Origin of the sequence: Methylobacterium terricola (assembly GCF_006151805.1) — a bacterium.
Classification (GTDB): domain Bacteria; phylum Pseudomonadota; class Alphaproteobacteria; order Rhizobiales; family Beijerinckiaceae; genus Methylobacterium; species Methylobacterium terricola.
Window position 1 is genome coordinate 156702 of record NZ_VDDA01000007.1, and the last position, 17118, is coordinate 173819.

Consider the following 17118-nt stretch of genomic DNA (forward strand, 5'->3'; position numbering starts at 1 on the left):
GGACGGCCGTCCTCTCGGGCGCGGTGCGGCGCGCCCCCGTCATCGCCGGCGCGCACGACGCGATCGTCCGGCGGCACGACGCCGTCAGCTGTCCCGCACGACGGGAGCGTCCGCGGACGGAGAGCCGGGCCGGCGCGCGGCACCCGTCCGGCGGGGCGCCGCCGGCCCGGTCCGTGCCTCTATTCCTTGTGCGCGAACAAATACGTCCCACTCGCCAGCTCCAGATTCTTCTGGTCGCTGAGCCCGGTGACGTAGGGCTCGTTGAGGAGCAGGAGCGGGTCGGCGGTGAAGTCGGAGAGGCGGCGCGACAGGAAGCGCTTGCGGACGTCCGGCGGCAGGCCGGCGGCCCAGGACTGGATCATCCAGGTCAGGCTCCAGATCGGCAGGAGCGAGGCCGGGACATATTGGTGATCGACCGCAAGGTGGTCGGCGAACAGGTTGCGCAGGCCCTCGCCGGTCATGTTGTAGTAGTGGTGCGGATAGCCGTGCAGCGGTTGCAGGAACGGCACGGCGCAGACCAGCCGCCCGCCGGGCTTGAGCACCCGGGCGATCTCGCGGGCGCAGGCGAAGGGATCGCGGACATGCTCCAGCACCGCGATCGAGATGACCCCGTCGAAGCTGGCATCGCGGAACGGCAGCACCTCGCCGATGCCGAGCACGTCGGTCGTGTCGTAATCGGCGATCTCGAGGTTGACGACGTTGGCGTAGTAGCGGTCGCGCCGGCCGGCGCCGCAATCGAGGACCAGCCCGTCGGGATAGGCCGCGATCAGTTCCTGGACGTGGCCGTCATAGGCGTTCTGCGAGACGTTCGGGCTGTCCTCGGCGCCCGACAGCGCCCGCAACTCCTCGCTCAGGTAATCGTATTTCTCGCCGATCCGCCGGTGGGGCAGGTCGTCCCGCATCAGGGGTCCAAGCCGCGCGAGCTTGTGGGCCCGCATGGCGTCGAGCCCCTCGGGCAGGCGGCTCTGGCGCCGGCCCTGGCGCAGGCCGTGCTTGTCGAAATGCGCCCGGCCGCTGGCGAGCCGGCCCTCGCGCACCGCGAGGTGGATGTCCGGGTTGGCCGCCAGGTAATCGGCCTCGCGGAAGGTCGCCGCCGTCGCCGGCTCGACCATGTCGAGGGAGGGGACCACGGCGCTACAGGCTGCGCAGGAAGCCGGCGAAGCGCATCAGCCCCTCGGGCCAGGGCCCATGCCCGCTGTCGGAATTCAGATGGCCGGACTCGCCGGCATCGACGAGTTCCGCGCCCCAGGCGGCGGCGAACTCGGCCGCGCGGTCGTAGGCGGTGTAGGGATCGGTGCGGCTCGTCACCAGGACCGACCGGAAGGGCAGGGGCTCGCGCGGGATCGGCGCGAAGGCGCGCAGCACCGCCGGCGTGTCCGGCCGCTCGATATCGGGCAGCGCGACCAGGAAGGCGCCGGCGACCGCACCGACCGGGAGGTAGGGCGCCGCCTGCGCGCAGGAGACCACGCCCAGGCTGTGGGCGACCAGCACCACCGGCCGGTTCGCCGCCTGCACCGCCGCGATCACGGCGTCGCGCCACGCCTCCGGCTCGGGCTGGTCCCAGCTCTCCTGGGTCACGCGGCGCGCGGTCGAGAGCCGCTCCTGCCAGCGGCTCTGCCAGTGGTCGGGCCCGGAATTGGTGTAACCCGGGACGACGAGGATGTCGCAATCGGCCGATCTCATGCCGCACCGTTACAGCGAGGTGGGGGCAGCGTCGAGACCATCCTACTCCGCCGCCAGCGGCGGCACGACCGGCACGGCCGGCGCCAGCCCCGACAGCGCCGGCCCGACATGGAGAGCCAAGCCCGTCGAGGCGAGGTTCTTCAGCTTGGCCTCGACCTCGATGTCGCACCAGGCGAGATGGCGGGCGGTGTAGTCGTTGAAGGCGCGGTTCCACATCATGTCGGAATGGGCGGCCAGATCCCGGCCGTTGAGGCCGCCCTCGGTCAGCGCCGCGAAGTCGGGCAGGGTGTCGGGGTCGTGGCCCGGCAGCACGTCCTCGCGCGAGACGCTGACATGGCTGATCGGGCGAACCCCGCGCCAGGACTCGATCACCCGGACGATGCGGGGGTCATCGGGCGCGATGTAGCCGCCGCGGCTGTGGATCCAATGGTGGTGCAGGTCGAGCACCACCGGCACCCTGTCGGCGAGGCGCAGGACCTCGTCGAGGCCGAAGGCGGATTCGTCGTTCTCGACCGTAACGAGGTCGCGGGCGACTTGGCTGACGCGGGCCAGGTTCTCCCGGAAGGCCTCGACCCCGGGGTCGCGGGCGCCGACATGGATGTTGACGTGGGCGCCGTGCGGGTGCCACCCGCCACCATAACCCATCATCGCCATCACCTCGGCGTGGTAGTCGAGCTCGGCGATCCCGTTCTCGAGCGCCGCCGGGTTGCGGCTCGCCAGGATGCAGAACGGGCCCGGATGCATGCTGAGCCGCACGCCGCCGGCCCGCGCCGCCTCGCCGACCGCGGCTAAGCCCGTCTCGATGGTGCGGCGGAACTCCGGGTCGGCGTAGAGGTCGCGCACCTCCGGGTGGGTGTAGCCGGGCAGGATCGAGCTCGCGAGGCGCAACAGCCGCTCCAGCGGCGGCCGGGCCGCCACCCAGGCGACCTGCCGCCCCATCGCCGCGAGGTTGTGGGTGACGACCGAGACCAGCTTCTCGCGCGAGGCCGCCGGGTCGAGACGGCGCAGATGCGCGATCGTCACCGTGGTGACGTTCATCGTCAGGGCGGCCTCCTTGGCCGCCTTGATGGTCTTGTGCCGGCCGGGCTCCTCGTCCGGGATGAACTTGCAGCAGAAGCCGAGGCGCGGGCCGGGAGCGGGAGAGGAGATCATGGCCGACAACGCGGCCCGGGGCGTCGCGGGTCCCGGAATACGGGCAGGAAGCAGGGGACACGGACACGAAAAAGCCGGCCCCGAAGGGCCGGCCACGCGCGATCGGACGATGGATCGGGGAGGGTGGGCTCAGTGCGTCTGCCGGCCCGGCTCGCCGGTCCCCGTCTGGCCCGGCTGGTTCTTGCGCAGCTCGTCCGAGGCGGCGTTGGCGGCGGCGACGGCGGCGTCCTGGGCCTGGTCGAGGGCGCTCTCGACGAACTGCCGGCCGCGCTCGGTCGCCTCGCGGGCGTAGCGCAGGCCCTGGTCGCGGACCTCGTCGGCGTAGGGGCCGACGGTCTGGTCCTCCTGCCGGGTGCGCGGCAGGAGGGCGCCGAGCAGCATGCCGGCGGCAAGCCCGACGACGCCGACCAGGACCGGGTTCTCGGTGACGAAGCGCTCGACGGCGCTCTGGCCCTGCGCGAGGCGCTCGCTGCCGCGGTCGCGCAGGTCGGAGTAGGTGCGCGAGCCGGTCTCGATCCGGTCGGTGGCCCAGTCGCGGGCCCGGTCGAGGGTCTCGGAGCTGCGGCCGCCGACGGCGCCGTAGGTCTGGCTCGCCTGGGCATGGGCGCGGTTCACCGCCTCGCTGGCGCCCTGCTTCAGGCGGTCGGCGGCGGCGTCGGCCTTGGCGCGCAGCTGCTCGGCGGTCTGGCTGATGCGGTCGCCGATGGCCGAGGCGGTGTCGCTCACCGTCTCCGAGGCAGTGGATGCCGCGTCCTTCACCGCGTCGGCGGCATCCCGGGCGGTCTGCCCGGCGGTCTTCGCCGCGTCGGACGCGGCTCCCTGTGCCGCGTCGAGGTTCTGCCGGACGGTATCGTGGTCCTGGTGCAGGTTGCGCTCGGGGCTGGTGGCCGGGGTATGGGCCGAGGGCGCGCCCGGATTGGCCGGGTTGATGGTGTGCTCTGCCATGCTCTGGTACTCCGTGGGAGGGTGCGACGGGGGCGTCGGCAGCCGACAGGACGACGGGGGGAGGGCACCGGCGCAGGGCCGGCGCCCATCACATCCGCATGCTGTCGGCGACGCGATCGGCAGCCGGGTGGGCGGTCGGCCGGTCGGGGTCGTAGACCCGGGCCGCACCGGTCTTCAGGACCGGCACCGCCTCGGCGCCGTTCATCGTCGCCTCGAGGTGCTGGCGGCGCTGCGACTCGCGGGCGACCCGGTGGATGAGCCAGCCGACACCGGCGACGATCAGCATCACCGGCACAGGGTTGCGGCGCACCGCCTCCAGCGCCCCGTCGTAGAGCCCGCTCGCCGGCGATTGCCGCACCGTGCCGAGCATCTCGTCGACGATGCTGGCCGGCGAGAGCCGGCCCTGGATCTGGTCGATCGTCCGGTCGAGACGGGCGCGGGTCTCCTCGATGTCGTGTTCGAGCTCGTTGATCGACTGGGTCATCCCGACACCCTCTCGGACAGAACCCTCGCATCCTGGCGCACCTGGCGCGTGGTGCGGGTCGGCGTCAGCGTGGACAGGGACATCGCGCTGCGGCCCCACAGGGCGAGCCCGATGCCGATCGCCAGGAACACCGCCCCGACGATCAGCGCGGCGAGCGCCTCGGAATGGACCACCGTGGCGAGCCATTTCACCAGGGCGTCGGTAAGGACCAGCAGGGCGACGACGGCGAAGACCGCAGCGCCCACCATCATGCCGAGCCCGAGGAACAGCGACCTCAGGTTGTTCGACATCTCGGTGCGGAAGAGGGCGATCTCCTTGCGGGCGAGGTCGGTGGTCTCGCGCAGGGCGTCACCCAGGAGCCCCTGGATGCTGCCGGGCGAGGCGGGGCCGCCATTCGGGCGGCCGGTGGCAGGATCGGCCATCGCGGATTCCTCCGATCAGGCCGAGTAGCGCGGGCCGGACGCGCCGGTGCGGTACGGGTCGGGGCGGGCGGTCTCGGGCTCGCTGTGGGCGCCGGGCACGTCGCGATAGCCCGCATCCCGGGTGCCGAACGAATCGGTTGCCCGGTCGTAGGTGCTGCGGGCGCGCGCCTGGGATTCGCGGAACGCCTCGCGGCCGTCGAGCACGTGGGCGGCCTGGGCCGAGGCCCGGATGAAGCGGGCGGCGAGGAAGCCGGTGAGGAAGGTCGCCACCGCCACCGCCGCCGGCCGGCGCCGGGCCACCGCCTCGATCTCGCTGTAGAAATCCTCGAAGCTGCGCTCGCGGATCGAGCCGGAGAGCTGCTCCAGGCCTTCCGCCGCGCTGTCGAAGAACGCCTTCACGTTCGGCTGCTGATCGAGCTTGCCGCCCGAATCGCGCAGCGCCTGGGCGAGGTCGGAGACCGACTGGGCGGCGTCGCCCTTGCGCCGGTCGACGTAGCCGTGGACCTGCTCGCGGGCCGATTCGACCAGGCTGAAGCCGCGCTCCATCGCGACGTCGCCGAGCTGGCGCACGTCCGACCGCAGGTCGTTCCAATCCGCCGGCCGCCCATCGTCGCCCCGGTGCTGTCCGTTGTCGTAACCCGCGCTCATGAGGGCACTCCATTCCTTCTCGGCGCGGCGGGCAGGCCGGACCGGCCGCCCCGCCGACCACATGCGACGATATTGCGAGTAACAGCAGCCAAGGCGCCCGGTTCCGGCCTTAACCAAGGAGGAATCGCGGCGGGATTCCTGTGGAGCGCCGGGCACAGCCGGTCCGGGCGCGGCCGGGTCTGGATTCACCGGAAGGGTTGACCAAATCCGCGGGATCGCGCTTGCTCCCAGCGCGTTTTGTCCGTCGGGGCGGATGGACGCGGCGACGTTCCCGCCCCACCGGAGCCCCATCCGACCGCGAGGCGATCGGATGGGGCTCCGGCTCCTTACTTTTGCCGCATTTTCTTCGACGAACCGGTGCCCACCTCGTCGGAAAAATGCTCCAGGTCCGTGCAGCCGGAGTCCATACCCGCCGTGTCACGCCTCATCATCGTGTCGAATCGCGTCGCCGTCCCGGAATCGGGCTCCAAGGCGGTCGCGGCCGGCGGGCTCGCCGTCGCCCTCAAGGAGGCCTTCACGGCCTACAAGGGCCTCTGGTTCGGCTGGAGCGGCAAGATCACCGACACCCCGTCCTCCGAGCCGGTGATCGCCGACCGGGGGCGGGTGCAATACGCGGTGATGGACCTGTCGCCCCAGGACCACCGCGAGTATTACAGCGGCTTCGCCAACCGCGCGCTCTGGCCGATCATGCATTACCGCCTCGGCCTCGCGGCATTCTCGCGGGCCGACTATGCCGGCTACCAGCGGGTCAACCGGATCTTCGCCCAGGCCTTGGCCGGGCTGATCGAGCCGGGCGACCTGATCTGGGTCCACGACTACCACCTGATCCCGCTCGCCTCCGAGCTGCGGGGCCTCGGCGTCTCGAACCCGATCGGCTACTTCCACCACATCCCGTGGCCGTCCGGCGAGGTGTTCAACACCCTCCCGGCCTCGACCGAGCTGCTGCGCGCGGTCTCCGACTACGACCTGATCGGCCTCCAGACCGATAGCGACGTGCACAACCTGTCGCGCAACCTCGTCGACGAGCTGCGGGCGATCCCGCTGGGCGGCGGCTCGCTGATGGTCGACGGGCGCCGCACCCGCATCCGCAGCTTCCCGATCGGCATCGACGTCGACGGGTTCCGCCAGGCCGCCGAGCGCGCCGGCATGAACCGCACCGTGCGCGACACGGTGGCGGGCCTGCGCACCCGCAAGCTGCTGATCGGCGTCGACCGGCTCGATTACTCGAAGGGCGTGCCGGAGCGGATGGAGGCGGTCGAGCGCTTCTTCGCCTCGAACCCCGACCAGCGCGGCAACGTCGTCTTCCTGCAGATCGCCCCGAAGTCGCGCACCGAGGTGCCGGAATACGAGCAGCTCAGCCGCGACGTGAACGAGGTTCTGGGCAACATCAACGGCTCGCTCGGCGAGCCGTCCTGGACGCCGATCCAGTACGTCACCAAGGCCTATCCCCGCGCGGTACTGGCCGGGCTCTACCGGGCCGCCCGGGTCGGCGTGGTGACGCCGATGCGCGACGGCATGAACCTCGTCGCCAAGGAATACGTCGCCGCCCAGAGCGAGGACGATCCGGGCGTGCTAGTGCTCTCCAAGTTCGCCGGCGCCGCCCGGCAGCTGCCCGAGGCACTGCTGGTCAATCCCTACGACCGGTTCGAGGTGGCGGAGGCGATCCGCGCCGCGCTCTACATGCCGAAGGCCGAGCGGGTGGAGCGCTGGAAGCCGATGTTCGAGCGGATGACGCGCGAGGACGTGGATTGGTGGGCACGGAGCTATCTCGGCGAGCTCGAAGGGTTCCGCACCGTCGAGCGCGAGCCGCCGGCCGAGGCGGAGGCGCGGTAGGACGCGGCAGCCGAACCCTCCCCCTCCGCGGGGGAGGGCTCAGGCCCCTCTGCCTCTCGAATCTGTTCTTTTGGATCGTAACGGCGGCTCAGGCAGCGCGAGCCGCCCCCGCCCGCAGCGCCCCCATCAAAAACGCGATCATCGCGTCCAGCGCCGGCACGAAATCCTCCGGGCATTGCACCACCAGGACCGGGTGGCAGAAACGCACGATGGCCGTGTGGACGCAGCGCGCCGCCACCGCCGGGTCCTCGACCCCGAACTCGCCGCGCGCCGCGCCGTCGGCGATGACCCGCTCCAGCACGGCGGTGATGCGGTCGACATGGTGACGGCAGACGTTCCAGCTCTCGGACATCGCCGCCTCGATCATCTCGTGCATGCGCGGATGGCCGGTGAAGCGGCCGACGGCGTCGCGGTGCAGGAAGACGATGATCTCGCGCAGGCGCGCCTCCGCCGGGAGGCCGGGCCGGTCCGCGATGGCGGCGATCCGCGCCTCGACCTCCCCGATGATGCGCGCGACCACCGCCTCGTTGATCGCCTTCTTCGAGTCGAAGAAGCGATACACGTTGGCCGGGCTCATCCGCAGGGTCTTGGCGATGTCGGCGACGGTGGTCTTCTGGTATCCGATCTCACGAAAGAAGCGCTCCGCCGTCGCCAGGATGCGAAGGCGGGTGTCGGTCGACGATTCCTCGACGGGTGGAGGTGCGGACAGGGCAGGGATCATCCGCGAAGCCTATCGTGCCGATCGCGTCGGGGTCAAAAGGCACCGGCGACCTTCCGCGCGGGTGTGGCATCTGCGTCACCCGGCCAGGATTGCCGTCAGGAGCCGAATTGCGAGCCCAGCCGCTCCAGATACTCGGCGAGATCGATGCCGCCGACCTTCTTGCCGTAATCGAACCGGGCACCGGGACGAATCGCCACGCTCTCGCGGGCGGTGGTCAGGGTGACCGGCCGGGTGCAGACCCAGGCGCCGTCGCGCCGATGCTCGAAGTAATTCAGGATCTCGTGCCGGTTCACGTCGACCTCCCACAGCGCCTGGCGCTCATCTGGCGGGACAACGTGACAGTCGGGGGGAAGTTCACGGCAAGACGCCTCCCGGATGCCAGGTCATGCCGGACTTCCACCAAGCTTGAGCTTACGCGACCGCTTGCGCGACACGGGAACCCGCGAGACAATCGACGCGAGCGCTCCCGAGGAAGCAATTCGATGACGGTCGTCCGCCGCGAGGCCCTGTTCGTGTTTGCCGGTGCCGTCGCCCTCCCGGCGTGGGCTGCGCCGCTGCAGAGCGGCGTGACGGCCTCCGCCTTCCGCTTCGCGCGGCCCGACGGCGGCAGCCTCGCCCTGGCCGAGCAGGCCGGCAAGCCGATCCTGGTCGTGAATACCGCGACGGCCTGCGGCTACGCTCCGCAATTCTCAGGGTTGCAGCAGCTCTGGACCCGGTTCGGCTCCCGCGGGCTGACGGTGATCGCCGTGCCCTCGGCCGATTTCGGCCGCCAGGAACCCCTCGACGGGCTGGCGATCGCCGACGCCGCCCGGAAGAACTACGGCGTGACCTTTCCGGTGATGGCGAAGACCAGCGTGACGGGCCCGCAGGCGCACCCGTTCTACCGCTGGGCGGCATCGGAGAAGCCGGCCGAGACCCCGCGCTGGAACTTCCACAAGTACTTGGTCGGCCGCGACGGGCACATCGCGGCGGCCTTCGCCACCCAGGTCGAGCCGACGGATCCGCGGGTGATCGCGGCGATCGTCAAGGAACTGGATGCCGCGGGGTAGGGGACGCCGCTCCACCCGGGACTTTGTTCGATCGAGCCGGCGAGCAAGGCGCCCACCAGCTCACCCCGGGGCCATGCAGGGGAACCCGGGATGACGTGATGGGTCCGGGATCCACGACGTGAATCCCGGAGAGGCAGCCCCGGGGGCCTCAGGGTCCACGAAACCCCCGACGCCCTCCGCGTATGCGCCTGACTGCCTCTTGGGCGATCCCCGCTCAGACCACCGCCTTCTGCGCGCCCGTCTGCACGTGGAAGTCCGGCCCGTTGCCGGTCTTCGCCACGTACCCGGCCCGGATCACGAAGTCGCCGAAGCGCTCGCCCTGGGTCCGGTCCTTGGCGTAAGCCGCGAAGAGCGGGTCGAGCTTCGGGCGGATGTCGGCGGCGGTGACGTCCTCGGCGTAGAGCTTGCTCAGCCGCGAGCCGTCGAAGGCGGCGCCGAGATAGAGGTTGTAGCGCTCGGGGCCGCGGCCGACGAGGCCGATCTCGGCGATGAACGGCCGGGCGCAGCCGTTCGGGCAGCCGGTCATCCGGATGGTGATGTCGTCGTCGGAAAGGCCGTGGGAGGCCAGGCTCTCCTCGAGCTCGTCGACGAGGCTCGGCAGGTAGCGTTCGCTCTCGGCAAGGGCGAGGCCGCAGGTCGGCAGGGCCACGCAGGCGAGGCTGTTGCGACGCAGGGCGCCGGCGCCGGTGGTGAGGCCGTATTCCTGCACCAGGGCGTCGATCTCGGCCTTCTTGTCCGCCGGGACGTTGGCGATGATGACGTTCTGGTTGCCGGTGAGGCGGAAATCGCCCTGGTGCACCTCGGCGATGCGGCGCAGGCCGGACAGGATCTGGGCCCCGCCCTCGATGTCCTTGATCCGGCCCGAGGCGACGTAGAGCGTCAGGTGGTGCTTGCCGTCGTCGCCCTCGACCCAGCCGTAGCGGTCGCCGTTGCCGGTGAAGGTGAACGGCTTCGGATCCTGGAAGGCGCGGCCGACCCGCTTCTCGACCTCGGCCCGGAAGGCCTTCAGGCCGAAGCGCTCGATCGTGTACTTGAGGCGGGCGTTCTTGCGGACGTTGCGGTTGCCCCAGTCGCGCTGGACGGTCATCACCGCCTCGGCGACCTTGAGGGCGTATTCCGGCTCCGAAAACAGCATCACGTCGGCGGTGCGCGGGAAGGTGTCGGTCTCGCCATGGGTCATGCCCATGCCGCCGCCGACGGTGACGTTCCAGCCCGTCACCTTGCCCTTCTTGTCGAGGATCGCGATGAAGCCGAGGTCGTGGGCGTAGACGTCGACCTCGTTGGAGGGCGGCACCGCCACGATGGTCTTGAACTTCCGCGGCAGGTAGGTCTTGCCGTAGACCGGCTCGACCTCGCCCTCGTCCTCACCCCCGACCACGCGCTCGCCGTCGAGCCAGATCTCGCGCCACGCATTGGTCTTCGGCAGCAGGCTGTCGGAGATGTCCTTGGCGAGCTTGTAGGCCGCCGCGTGGGCACCCTTCTGGGCCGGGTTCGTCGCCGCCATCACGTTGCGGTTGACATCGCCGCAGGCTGCGATCGTGTCGAGCAAAGCCGCATCGATCGCCGCCATCGTGCGCTTGAGGTTCGACTTGATGACGCCGTGATACTGGAACGTCTGCCGCGTCGTCGCGCGCAAGGTCCCGTTGGCGTAGGTGCGGGCGATCTCATCGAGAATCAGCCACTGCTTGGGCGTCACGACGCCGCCGGCGATGCGCAGGCGGATCATGAACGAGTAGGCCTTGTCGAGCTTCTTCTTGGTCCGCTCGGCACGCAGGTCGCGGTCGTCCTGCAGGTACATCCCGTGGAACTTCACGAGCTGCCCGTCATCGTCCGAGATCGCCCCGGTGGCGTTCTTCAGCAGGCCTTCGGCGAGGGTGCCGCGCAGGTAGCCGCTGGCGATCTTGATGTGCTCGTTGGCCGAGAGCTTGGCGGCCCGGGCAGCCTCCGCCTCGGTGATCGGGCGCTCGGTCGGCGGCGTGTCGTAGACGCGCTCGGCGGGGGAGAGGTCGGCGGTCTTGGTGTCGGCCATGGGTGTGGTGTCCATTCGGGCGCCTCACGCGAGGCGTAGACGACCCGGTTCCTCCCGGCGAGCGCACCGCCGGAAGAGACGCGGGAACCCCTCTCCCGGGTGGGAGGAGGGGCGGGGGTGAGGGTGTAACGCCTCAGGATTGATTGCGGGCGAGGGAGCCGGCCCCATTGCAGGATCTGGCTCCCTTCTCCTCTCCCTGCGGGCGGGGAAAGGGCCGTGCCCTCGTTCAGAGGGTACGGCAAGCCCGGAGGGCGAAGGTGAGAGGGCGTTTCCGGAAGAGCCACATCCGGCACCTCCCCCTCTCCCGGCCCGCAGGGAGAGGGGGGAGGCGCACCGGGCGGTGCCGATCCTAGTAAACGTCCTGCTGGTAGCGGTGGCTGCGCTCCAGGCCGGCCACGGCCGCCTCGGCGGCAGCCGGGTCCAGGCCCTTCACGTCGGCGAAGGCCTTCACCAGGGCCGCCCGCACGTCCTTGGCCATCGCCTTGGCGTCGCCGCAGACGTAGACATGGGCGCCGCCGTCGAGCCAGGAGACCAGCTCGCGCCGCTGCTCCCAGATCCGGTCCTGGACGTAGATCTTCTCGGGCTGGTCGCGGGAGAAGGCGACGTCGATGCGCGCCAGCGAGCCGTCCTCCAGGGCTTCCTGCCATTCGAGCTGGTACAGGAAGTCGTGGGTGAAGTGGCGGTCGCCGAAGAACAGCCAGTTGCGGCCGGGCGCCTCGGTGGCGCGGCGCTCCTGCACGAAGGCGCGGAACGGCGCCACGCCGGTGCCGGGGCCGACCATGATGATGTCGGTGGCCGGGTTCGACGGCAGGCGGAAATGCTTGTTCGGCTTGACCCGCACGCGCAGCTTGGCGCCGGTGCGGATCCGGTCGGCGACGTGGACCGAGGCGACGCCGGTCCGGGCCCGGTCATGGGTGGTGTAGCGCACCGCCGCAATGGTGAGATGGGCCTCGTCGCCGACCTCGGCCCGTGAGGAGGCGATCGAGTAGGCCCGCGGCGGCAGCGGCCGGGTGATGTCCGAGAGATGCTGAGCGGACAGCTTCGCCGGGTAGGTCTCGATCAGGTCGATCAGGTGCCGGCCCTCGATCCAGGCCCGGACCTCGTTGGACTCGACCAGGCGGCGGGCCTCCTCGTGGCCGGTGGCCTTGACGAAGCGCTCGACCGTGGCGGCCGACAGGGTGGTGATGTCGCGCTCGGCGAGCAGCGCCTGGCGCAGGACCGAATCGCCCTCGAGGCCGGCGGCCTTGAGGATCTGGTCGACCAGGGCCGGATCGTTCTCGGGATAGAGTTCGAGGGAGTCGCCGGGCTCGTAGGCGGGCGCGGCATCCTCGAAGGCGAGGGCGAGGTGGATGGTTTCCTTGTCGGAGCGCGAGGAGTTGAGGTTGACGTGCTCGATCACCTCGACGGTGACCGGCTCGCGGCTGACCTCGACCTCCTCGTCGGCGCCGGCCGTGCGGGCGAAATCGACCGCCACCACGTTGCCGGCGGGCTCAGGCGGCGCGAGCGCCTTGAGGGCGTCCTTGATCCAGGCGGCGGCCGGCTTGTCGAAGTCGAGGTCGCAGTCGATCCGCGGCAGCACGCGCTTGGCGCCAAGCTCCTCGAACCGGGTGTCGAGGCGCTTCCCGATGGCGCAGAACTCGGCATACGAGGTGTCGCCGAGGGCGAGCACGCCGAACTCGACCCCGTCGAGACGCGGCGCGCCCTCGCCCATGATCTCGCCATAGGCGCGCACGGCCCGGGCCGGCGGCTCGCCCTCGCCCCAGGTGGCGGCGATGACGACGACGCGCTTCTCCTTGCTCAAGGACGCGACGTCGAGATCGGCGAAGTCGACGACCTTCGGCTTGAAGCCGGTCTTGCGGGCGAGCTTGGAGACGTCGCCGGCGAGCTTCTCCGAATTGCCGGACTCGCTGGCGAACAGGATCGTCAGCGGCTCGGCGGCGCGGGGCGGGGCGGCCGGAGCAGGGGCCTCGGCAGGCACGGCGCCGGACGCAGCGTCGAGGCCGGCGAGGAAGCCGGCCAGCCACGCGCGCTGCAGGGCGGTGGTGGAGCCGAGGGCGGCATCGAGATGGGCCCGCTCGGCGTCGCCGAAGGGAGCCGTGCGGGGAAGAAGCGCGGGGCGAGACATGCCCGCACAGATGTGCCGGCGCCGTCCCAGAGTCAACAGGAATGTTCTTTTTGAAGAACGCGTCCGCGGGAGATCGTCGTTATCGTCGGCAGCCGCCGTGGGAGAATATTATTTTCCGTTCGCTGCCAGGGGCTGGATGAACGGTGCCGTCGGGAGCGGCAACGCAGTGGTGCTCTTCACCTTCTCCATGGCGAACCGCGACGTGACGTTCTTCAAAGGCAGCACCGCGATGAGGCGCTTGTAGAAGGCGTCGTAGGCCTGCATGTCGGCCACCACGACGCGGAGCATGTAGTCCACGTCGCCGGCCATGCGGTAGAATTCCAGCACCTCCGGCATCCCCGAGACGGTAGCGGCGAAACGCTCCAGCCACTCGCGGGAATGGTCGCTGGTCTCGATCGAGACGAACACCGTCAACCCGAGACCGAGCTTCACCGGGTCGAGCACCGCCACGCGCCGGTCGATCACCCCGTCGGCCTCGAGGCGCTGGATGCGCTTCCAGCACGGGGTCTGCGACAGGCCGACGCGCTCCCCGATCTGCGCGATCGACAGCGTCGCGTCGGTCTGGAGCAGGGCGAGGATCTTCAGGTCGATGGCATCCACTGCACGACTCCGGTTTTGGAGAAGATTCTTTCAAGGATGTCGCACGGTCAGGGAACGGATTTCCTGCCGAGACGTTCGTGGGAGCCGGTATAACCCGCGATTCCGGGCGGATGGCCGCAAAAATCCCCGGGACCGCATCCCAGCCATGCCTTGACAGTGTTCGGTATAGCGAACAGTTACCCCGGCAGACAAGCAGCCAATCCCGTGCTCTCCATGACCCTTCCCCTCGACCGCGCGGCGCAGGACGCCCTCGCGCAGGATCTGGCCTCGCGCCTGCGTCCCCTCGCGCTGCCGGAGCGCCTGGCGTTGATCGACGCGACGGTGAACGGCCGCCTGGTCTTCACCACGAGCTTCGGCCTGGAGGACCAGGCCCTTACCCATGCCCTGCGCATGGCGAAGTCGCGAGCCGAGATCGTGACGCTCGATACCGGCCGGCTCTTTCCCGAGACCTACGACACCTGGGCCGAGACCGAGGCGGCTTACGGCTTCCGCATCCGCGCCTACGCGCCCGAGCGCGAGGCGGAGGAGCATTTCGTCGCCGAGTCCGGCATCAACGGCTTCCGCCACTCGGTCGCGGCGCGCCAGGCCTGCTGCGGCTTTCGCAAGGTCGAGCCGTTGGGCCGGGCCCTCGCCGGCGCCGCCGGCTGGCTCACGGGCCTGCGCGCCGGCCAGTCGGCCAACCGGGCCGAGACGTCGCTGGCCGAGGCCGACCAGGCCCGCGGCCTGATCAAGCTCAACCCGATCGCGGACTGGACCCGCGAGGCCCTGGCCGAGCTGATCCACCAGAACTACGTGCCGTACAACGTGCTGCACGATCGCGGTTTCCCGTCGATCGGCTGCGCCCCCTGTACCCGCGCGGTGAAGCTCGGCGAGCCCGAGCGGGCCGGCCGCTGGTGGTGGGAGCAGGCGAGCAAGCAGGAATGCGGCCTCCACGTCGCCGGCGCGCCGGGCAGCGAGGTCAAGCCGGGCCAAAAGATCCTTGGCCAAAAGATCCTGGGCCAAGAGCCCCGCGCCTTCGAGCCGGCCTCGTCCGGCTCCTCCTCCACATCATCCAACCCGGAGCTGGTCGCATGAGCGCCGCCCTCAAGACCCGGACCGACGGCCTCGACCGCCTGACCCACCTCCAGCGCCTGGAGGCCGAGAGCATCCACATCATGCGGGAGACGGTCGCCGAGACCGAGAACCCGGTGATGCTGTACTCGATCGGCAAGGATTCCTCGGTGCTGCTGCACCTGGCCCTCAAGGCGTTCGCGCCGGGCCGGCTGCCGTTCCCGCTGCTCCACGTCGACACGACCTGGAAGTTCCGCGAGATGATCGCGTTCCGCGACCAGCGCGCGAAGGAGCTCGGCCTGGATCTCCTCGTCCACACCAACCCGGACGGGCTCGCCCGCGGCATCGGGCCGGTGAGCCACGGCTCCGAGGTCCATACCGACGTGATGAAGACCCAGGCCCTGCGCCAGGCCCTCGACAAGCACAAGTTCGACGCGGCCTTCGGCGGCGCGCGGCGCGACGAGGAGGCCTCGCGGGCCAAGGAGCGCATCGTCTCGTTGCGTACCGCGCAGCACCGCTGGGACCCGAAGCGCCAGCGCGCCGAGCCCTGGCACCTCTACAACATGAAGAAGCAGCGCGGCGAATCGTTGCGCGTGTTCCCGCTGTCGAACTGGACCGAGCTCGATATCTGGCTCTACATCGAGCAGGAAAACATCCCGATCGTGCCGCTCTACTACGCCGCCGAGCGTCCGGTGGTGAGCCGCGACGGGCAGCTGATCATGGTCGACGACGAGCGCCTGCCGCTCCAGCCCGGCGAGACCCCGGAGATGCGGCTGGTGCGGTTCCGGACCCTCGGTTGTTACCCGCTGACCGGGGCGGTGGAGAGCGATGCCGCGACCCTGCCGGAGATCATCGGCGAGACGCTGGCCGCCCGCACCTCCGAGCGGCAGGGCCGCGTGATCGACAAGGACGGCGCCGGCGCCATGGAGCGCAAGAAGCAGGAAGGCTACTTCTGATGACCGTGCACCAATCCACCCGCGCCTTCGGCTACGAGGCCTTTCTCGCCGCCCATCAGCGGAAGGAAGTGCTGCGGTTCATCACCTGCGGCTCGGTCGACGACGGCAAGTCGACCCTGATCGGGCGCCTGCTGCACGACACCAAGCAGATCTTCGACGATCAGGTCAGCGCGCTCGAGCGCGACTCGCGCCGCCACGGCACGCGGGGCGGCGAGCTGGATCTCGCGCTCCTCGTCGACGGCCTCCAGGCCGAGCGCGAGCAGGGCATCACCATCGACGTCGCCTACCGGTTCTTCTCGACCGAGCGGCGCTCGTTCATCGTCGCGGACACGCCCGGCCACGTCCAGTACACCCGCAACATGGCGACCGGCGCCTCGACCGCCGAGGTCGCGGTGCTGCTGGTCGATGCCCGAAAGGGCCTGAGCCCTCAGACCCGTCGGCACGCGCTGCTGGTCTCGATGCTCGGCATCCGCCGCGTCGTGCTGGCGGTGAACAAGATGGACCTGATCGGCTGGTCTGAAGGCCGGTTCGAGGCAATCGTCGCCGAGTTCCAGGCCTTCGCCAAGGATCTGCGCTTCGCCGACGTGACCGGCATCCCGCTCTCGGCGGCGAACGGCGACAACGTCGTGCTGCCGGGCACCGCGGCGCCCTGGTATGCCGGCGCGCCGCTGCTGCAATACCTCGAGGAGGTGCCCGCGCATGTCGAGGAGGAGGTCGCTCCCTTCCGCATGGCGGTGCAGTGGGTCAACCGGCCGAATTCCGACTTCCGCGGCTTCTCGGGCCTGATCGCGTCGGGGGCGGTCGCGGTCGGCGACAAGGTGGTGGTGGCGCCCGCCGGCACGCCGTCGACGGTGGCGCGGATCTACACCTATGACGGCGACCTGCCGCGGGCCATCGCCGGCCAGTCGGTGACCCTGGTGCTCGCCGACGAGGTCGATGCCTCGCGCGGCAGCGTGATCACGGCTGCCGGCCAGCCGCCGATCGTCAGCGACCGGCTCGAGGTCCGGCTGTTCTGGGCCAACGAGGCCGGGCTGAAGCCGGGCGACACCTACCTCGCCAAGGTCGGCACGGTGACGGCGAATGCCGTCGTGGAAGCCGTGCGCGCGCGCATCGACACCGAGACCGGGCAGGGCGTGCCGGCCGAGAGCTTGAGCGCCAACGACATCGGCGACGTCACCTTGAGCCTCGACCGCAAGGTCGCCGTCGATGCCTACCGGCAGAACCGCGACACCGGCAGCCTGATCCTGATCGACCGGGCGACCACCGACACGGCGGCTTTGGGCCTCGTCCAGGCCCCGCAGGCGGCGCCGCAGGGCGGCGCGACGACCGAGGCTCCGACGACCGGGGCGAAGGCCGAGGCGGCTCCCGCCGGCGGCGGCCTCCTCGGCTCCCTGAAGCGGCTGTTCCGCGGCTCGTCCCTG

The 17118-nt window shown here is 70.5% G+C and carries 16 protein-coding genes and 1 pseudogene; 5 read left to right on the plus strand and 12 right to left on the minus strand.

All coding sequences use genetic code 11. The features are described from left to right. Positions 1 to 179: 179 nt before the first annotated feature. The 7 genes from FF100_RS17640 to FF100_RS17670 form a co-directional block, all read right to left on the minus strand. Positions 180 to 1130 carry a class I SAM-dependent methyltransferase gene (locus FF100_RS17640; protein ID WP_139036989.1) on the minus strand — a complete coding sequence of 317 codons (951 nt, stop codon included), beginning with the start codon at positions 1128 to 1130 and terminating at the stop codon, positions 180 to 182. Between the two features lie 4 nt (positions 1131 to 1134). Continuing rightward, positions 1135 to 1683 carry an RBBP9/YdeN family alpha/beta hydrolase gene (locus FF100_RS17645; protein ID WP_139036990.1) on the minus strand — a complete coding sequence of 183 codons (549 nt, stop codon included), beginning with the start codon at positions 1681 to 1683 and terminating at the stop codon, positions 1135 to 1137. 42 nt (positions 1684 to 1725) lie between these two features. Next, on the minus strand, positions 1726 to 2835 hold the full coding sequence (locus tag FF100_RS17650; protein ID WP_139036991.1) for an apurinic/apyrimidinic endonuclease family protein: 1110 nt from the start codon (positions 2833 to 2835) through the stop codon (positions 1726 to 1728). A gap of 129 nt (positions 2836 to 2964) precedes the next feature. Next, complete coding sequence (locus tag FF100_RS17655) at positions 2965 to 3780, minus strand: hypothetical protein (protein WP_139036992.1); 816 nt, start codon at positions 3778 to 3780, stop codon at positions 2965 to 2967. A gap of 88 nt (positions 3781 to 3868) precedes the next feature. After that, entirely contained in the window at positions 3869 to 4264 is a 396-nt protein-coding gene (locus tag FF100_RS17660; RefSeq protein ID WP_139036993.1) for a DUF3618 domain-containing protein, read from the minus strand. Then, complete coding sequence (locus FF100_RS17665) at positions 4261 to 4686, minus strand: phage holin family protein (protein WP_139036994.1); 426 nt, start codon at positions 4684 to 4686, stop codon at positions 4261 to 4263. The genes FF100_RS17660 and FF100_RS17665 overlap by 4 nt, the downstream gene beginning before the upstream one ends. Before the next feature lie 15 nt (positions 4687 to 4701). Continuing rightward, the gene (locus tag FF100_RS17670; protein ID WP_425463323.1) at positions 4702 to 5334 is read right to left on the minus strand and encodes a hypothetical protein; all 633 of its coding nucleotides are present in this window, start codon (positions 5332 to 5334) and stop codon (positions 4702 to 4704) included. A gap of 414 nt (positions 5335 to 5748) precedes the next feature. Here FF100_RS17670 and FF100_RS17675 point away from each other — a divergent pair, with 414 nt between their 5' ends. Further along, positions 5749 to 7167 (plus strand): alpha,alpha-trehalose-phosphate synthase (UDP-forming), encoded by a 1419-nt coding sequence (locus FF100_RS17675; RefSeq protein ID WP_139036995.1) that lies wholly within the window; start codon positions 5749 to 5751, stop codon positions 7165 to 7167. A gap of 88 nt (positions 7168 to 7255) precedes the next feature. On the opposite strand, the gene FF100_RS17680 is transcribed toward FF100_RS17675, so the two are convergent. Further along, positions 7256 to 7888, minus strand: a complete 633-nt coding sequence (locus tag FF100_RS17680) for a TetR/AcrR family transcriptional regulator (RefSeq protein WP_139036996.1) — start codon at positions 7886 to 7888, stop codon at positions 7256 to 7258. A gap of 95 nt (positions 7889 to 7983) precedes the next feature. Continuing rightward, the gene (locus FF100_RS17685) at positions 7984 to 8181 is read right to left on the minus strand and encodes a hypothetical protein (RefSeq protein WP_048434990.1); all 198 of its coding nucleotides are present in this window, start codon (positions 8179 to 8181) and stop codon (positions 7984 to 7986) included. A gap of 189 nt (positions 8182 to 8370) precedes the next feature. Here FF100_RS17685 and FF100_RS17690 point away from each other — a divergent pair, with 189 nt between their 5' ends. Beyond that, the gene (locus FF100_RS17690; RefSeq protein ID WP_139036997.1) at positions 8371 to 8937 is read left to right on the plus strand and encodes a glutathione peroxidase; all 567 of its coding nucleotides are present in this window, start codon (positions 8371 to 8373) and stop codon (positions 8935 to 8937) included. Positions 8938 to 9151: 214 nt separating this feature from the next. On the opposite strand, the gene FF100_RS17695 is transcribed toward FF100_RS17690, so the two are convergent. The 3 genes from FF100_RS17695 to FF100_RS17705 all read right to left on the minus strand — a co-directional run bounded on the left by FF100_RS17695 (position 9152) and on the right by FF100_RS17705 (position 13691). After that, complete coding sequence (locus tag FF100_RS17695) at positions 9152 to 10966, minus strand: NADPH-dependent assimilatory sulfite reductase hemoprotein subunit (protein WP_139037078.1); 1815 nt, start codon at positions 10964 to 10966, stop codon at positions 9152 to 9154. Positions 10967 to 11315: 349 nt separating this feature from the next. Further along, positions 11316 to 13091 (minus strand): diflavin oxidoreductase, encoded by a 1776-nt coding sequence (locus FF100_RS17700; protein ID WP_139036998.1) that lies wholly within the window; start codon positions 13089 to 13091, stop codon positions 11316 to 11318. A 108-nt stretch (positions 13092 to 13199) separates the two neighbouring features. Then, positions 13200 to 13691 carry an Lrp/AsnC family transcriptional regulator gene (locus tag FF100_RS17705; RefSeq protein ID WP_139036999.1) on the minus strand — a complete coding sequence of 164 codons (492 nt, stop codon included), beginning with the start codon at positions 13689 to 13691 and terminating at the stop codon, positions 13200 to 13202. 213 nt (positions 13692 to 13904) lie between these two features. On the opposite strand from FF100_RS17705, the gene FF100_RS17710 reads away from it, so the two are divergent. The 3 genes and pseudogenes from FF100_RS17710 to cysN form a co-directional block, all read left to right on the plus strand. Further along, complete coding sequence (locus FF100_RS17710; RefSeq protein ID WP_139037000.1) at positions 13905 to 14765, plus strand: phosphoadenylyl-sulfate reductase; 861 nt, start codon at positions 13905 to 13907, stop codon at positions 14763 to 14765. Next, a complete protein-coding gene (gene cysD, locus FF100_RS17715) occupies positions 14762 to 15697 on the plus strand; it encodes a sulfate adenylyltransferase subunit CysD (RefSeq protein ID WP_139037001.1) in 936 nt (311 codons plus the stop codon). The genes FF100_RS17710 and cysD overlap by 4 nt, the downstream gene beginning before the upstream one ends. Next, positions 15697 to 17109 (plus strand): annotated as a pseudogene (gene cysN / locus FF100_RS37920) (sulfate adenylyltransferase subunit CysN); the annotation flags it as partial. The gene cysD and the pseudogene cysN, both read left to right, overlap by 1 nt. Between the last annotated feature and the right edge of the window lie 9 nt (positions 17110 to 17118).

Excerpts from the sequence above, each read along its gene's own strand:
- FF100_RS17655 (WP_139036992.1), bottom strand. The coding sequence starts at position 3,780 with ATGGCAGAGCACACCATCAACCCGGCCAATCCGGGCGCGCCCTCGGCC.
- FF100_RS17710 (WP_139037000.1), top strand. The coding sequence starts at position 13,905 with ATGACCCTTCCCCTCGACCGCGCGGCGCAGGACGCCCTCGCGCAGGAT.
- FF100_RS17660 (WP_139036993.1), bottom strand. The coding sequence starts at position 4,264 with ATGACCCAGTCGATCAACGAGCTCGAACACGACATCGAGGAGACCCGC.
- FF100_RS17645 (WP_139036990.1), bottom strand. The coding sequence starts at position 1,683 with ATGAGATCGGCCGATTGCGACATCCTCGTCGTCCCGGGTTACACCAAT.
- FF100_RS17695 (WP_139037078.1), bottom strand. The coding sequence starts at position 10,966 with ATGGCCGACACCAAGACCGCCGACCTCTCCCCCGCCGAGCGCGTCTAC.
- FF100_RS17700 (WP_139036998.1), bottom strand. The coding sequence starts at position 13,091 with ATGTCTCGCCCCGCGCTTCTTCCCCGCACGGCTCCCTTCGGCGACGCC.
- FF100_RS17650 (WP_139036991.1), bottom strand. The coding sequence starts at position 2,835 with ATGATCTCCTCTCCCGCTCCCGGCCCGCGCCTCGGCTTCTGCTGCAAG.
- FF100_RS17665 (WP_139036994.1), bottom strand. The coding sequence starts at position 4,686 with ATGGCCGATCCTGCCACCGGCCGCCCGAATGGCGGCCCCGCCTCGCCC.
- cysD (WP_139037001.1), top strand. The coding sequence starts at position 14,762 with ATGAGCGCCGCCCTCAAGACCCGGACCGACGGCCTCGACCGCCTGACC.
- FF100_RS17670 (WP_425463323.1), bottom strand. The coding sequence starts at position 5,334 with ATGAGCGCGGGTTACGACAACGGACAGCACCGGGGCGACGATGGGCGG.
- FF100_RS17680 (WP_139036996.1), bottom strand. The coding sequence starts at position 7,888 with ATGATCCCTGCCCTGTCCGCACCTCCACCCGTCGAGGAATCGTCGACC.
- FF100_RS17690 (WP_139036997.1), top strand. The coding sequence starts at position 8,371 with ATGACGGTCGTCCGCCGCGAGGCCCTGTTCGTGTTTGCCGGTGCCGTC.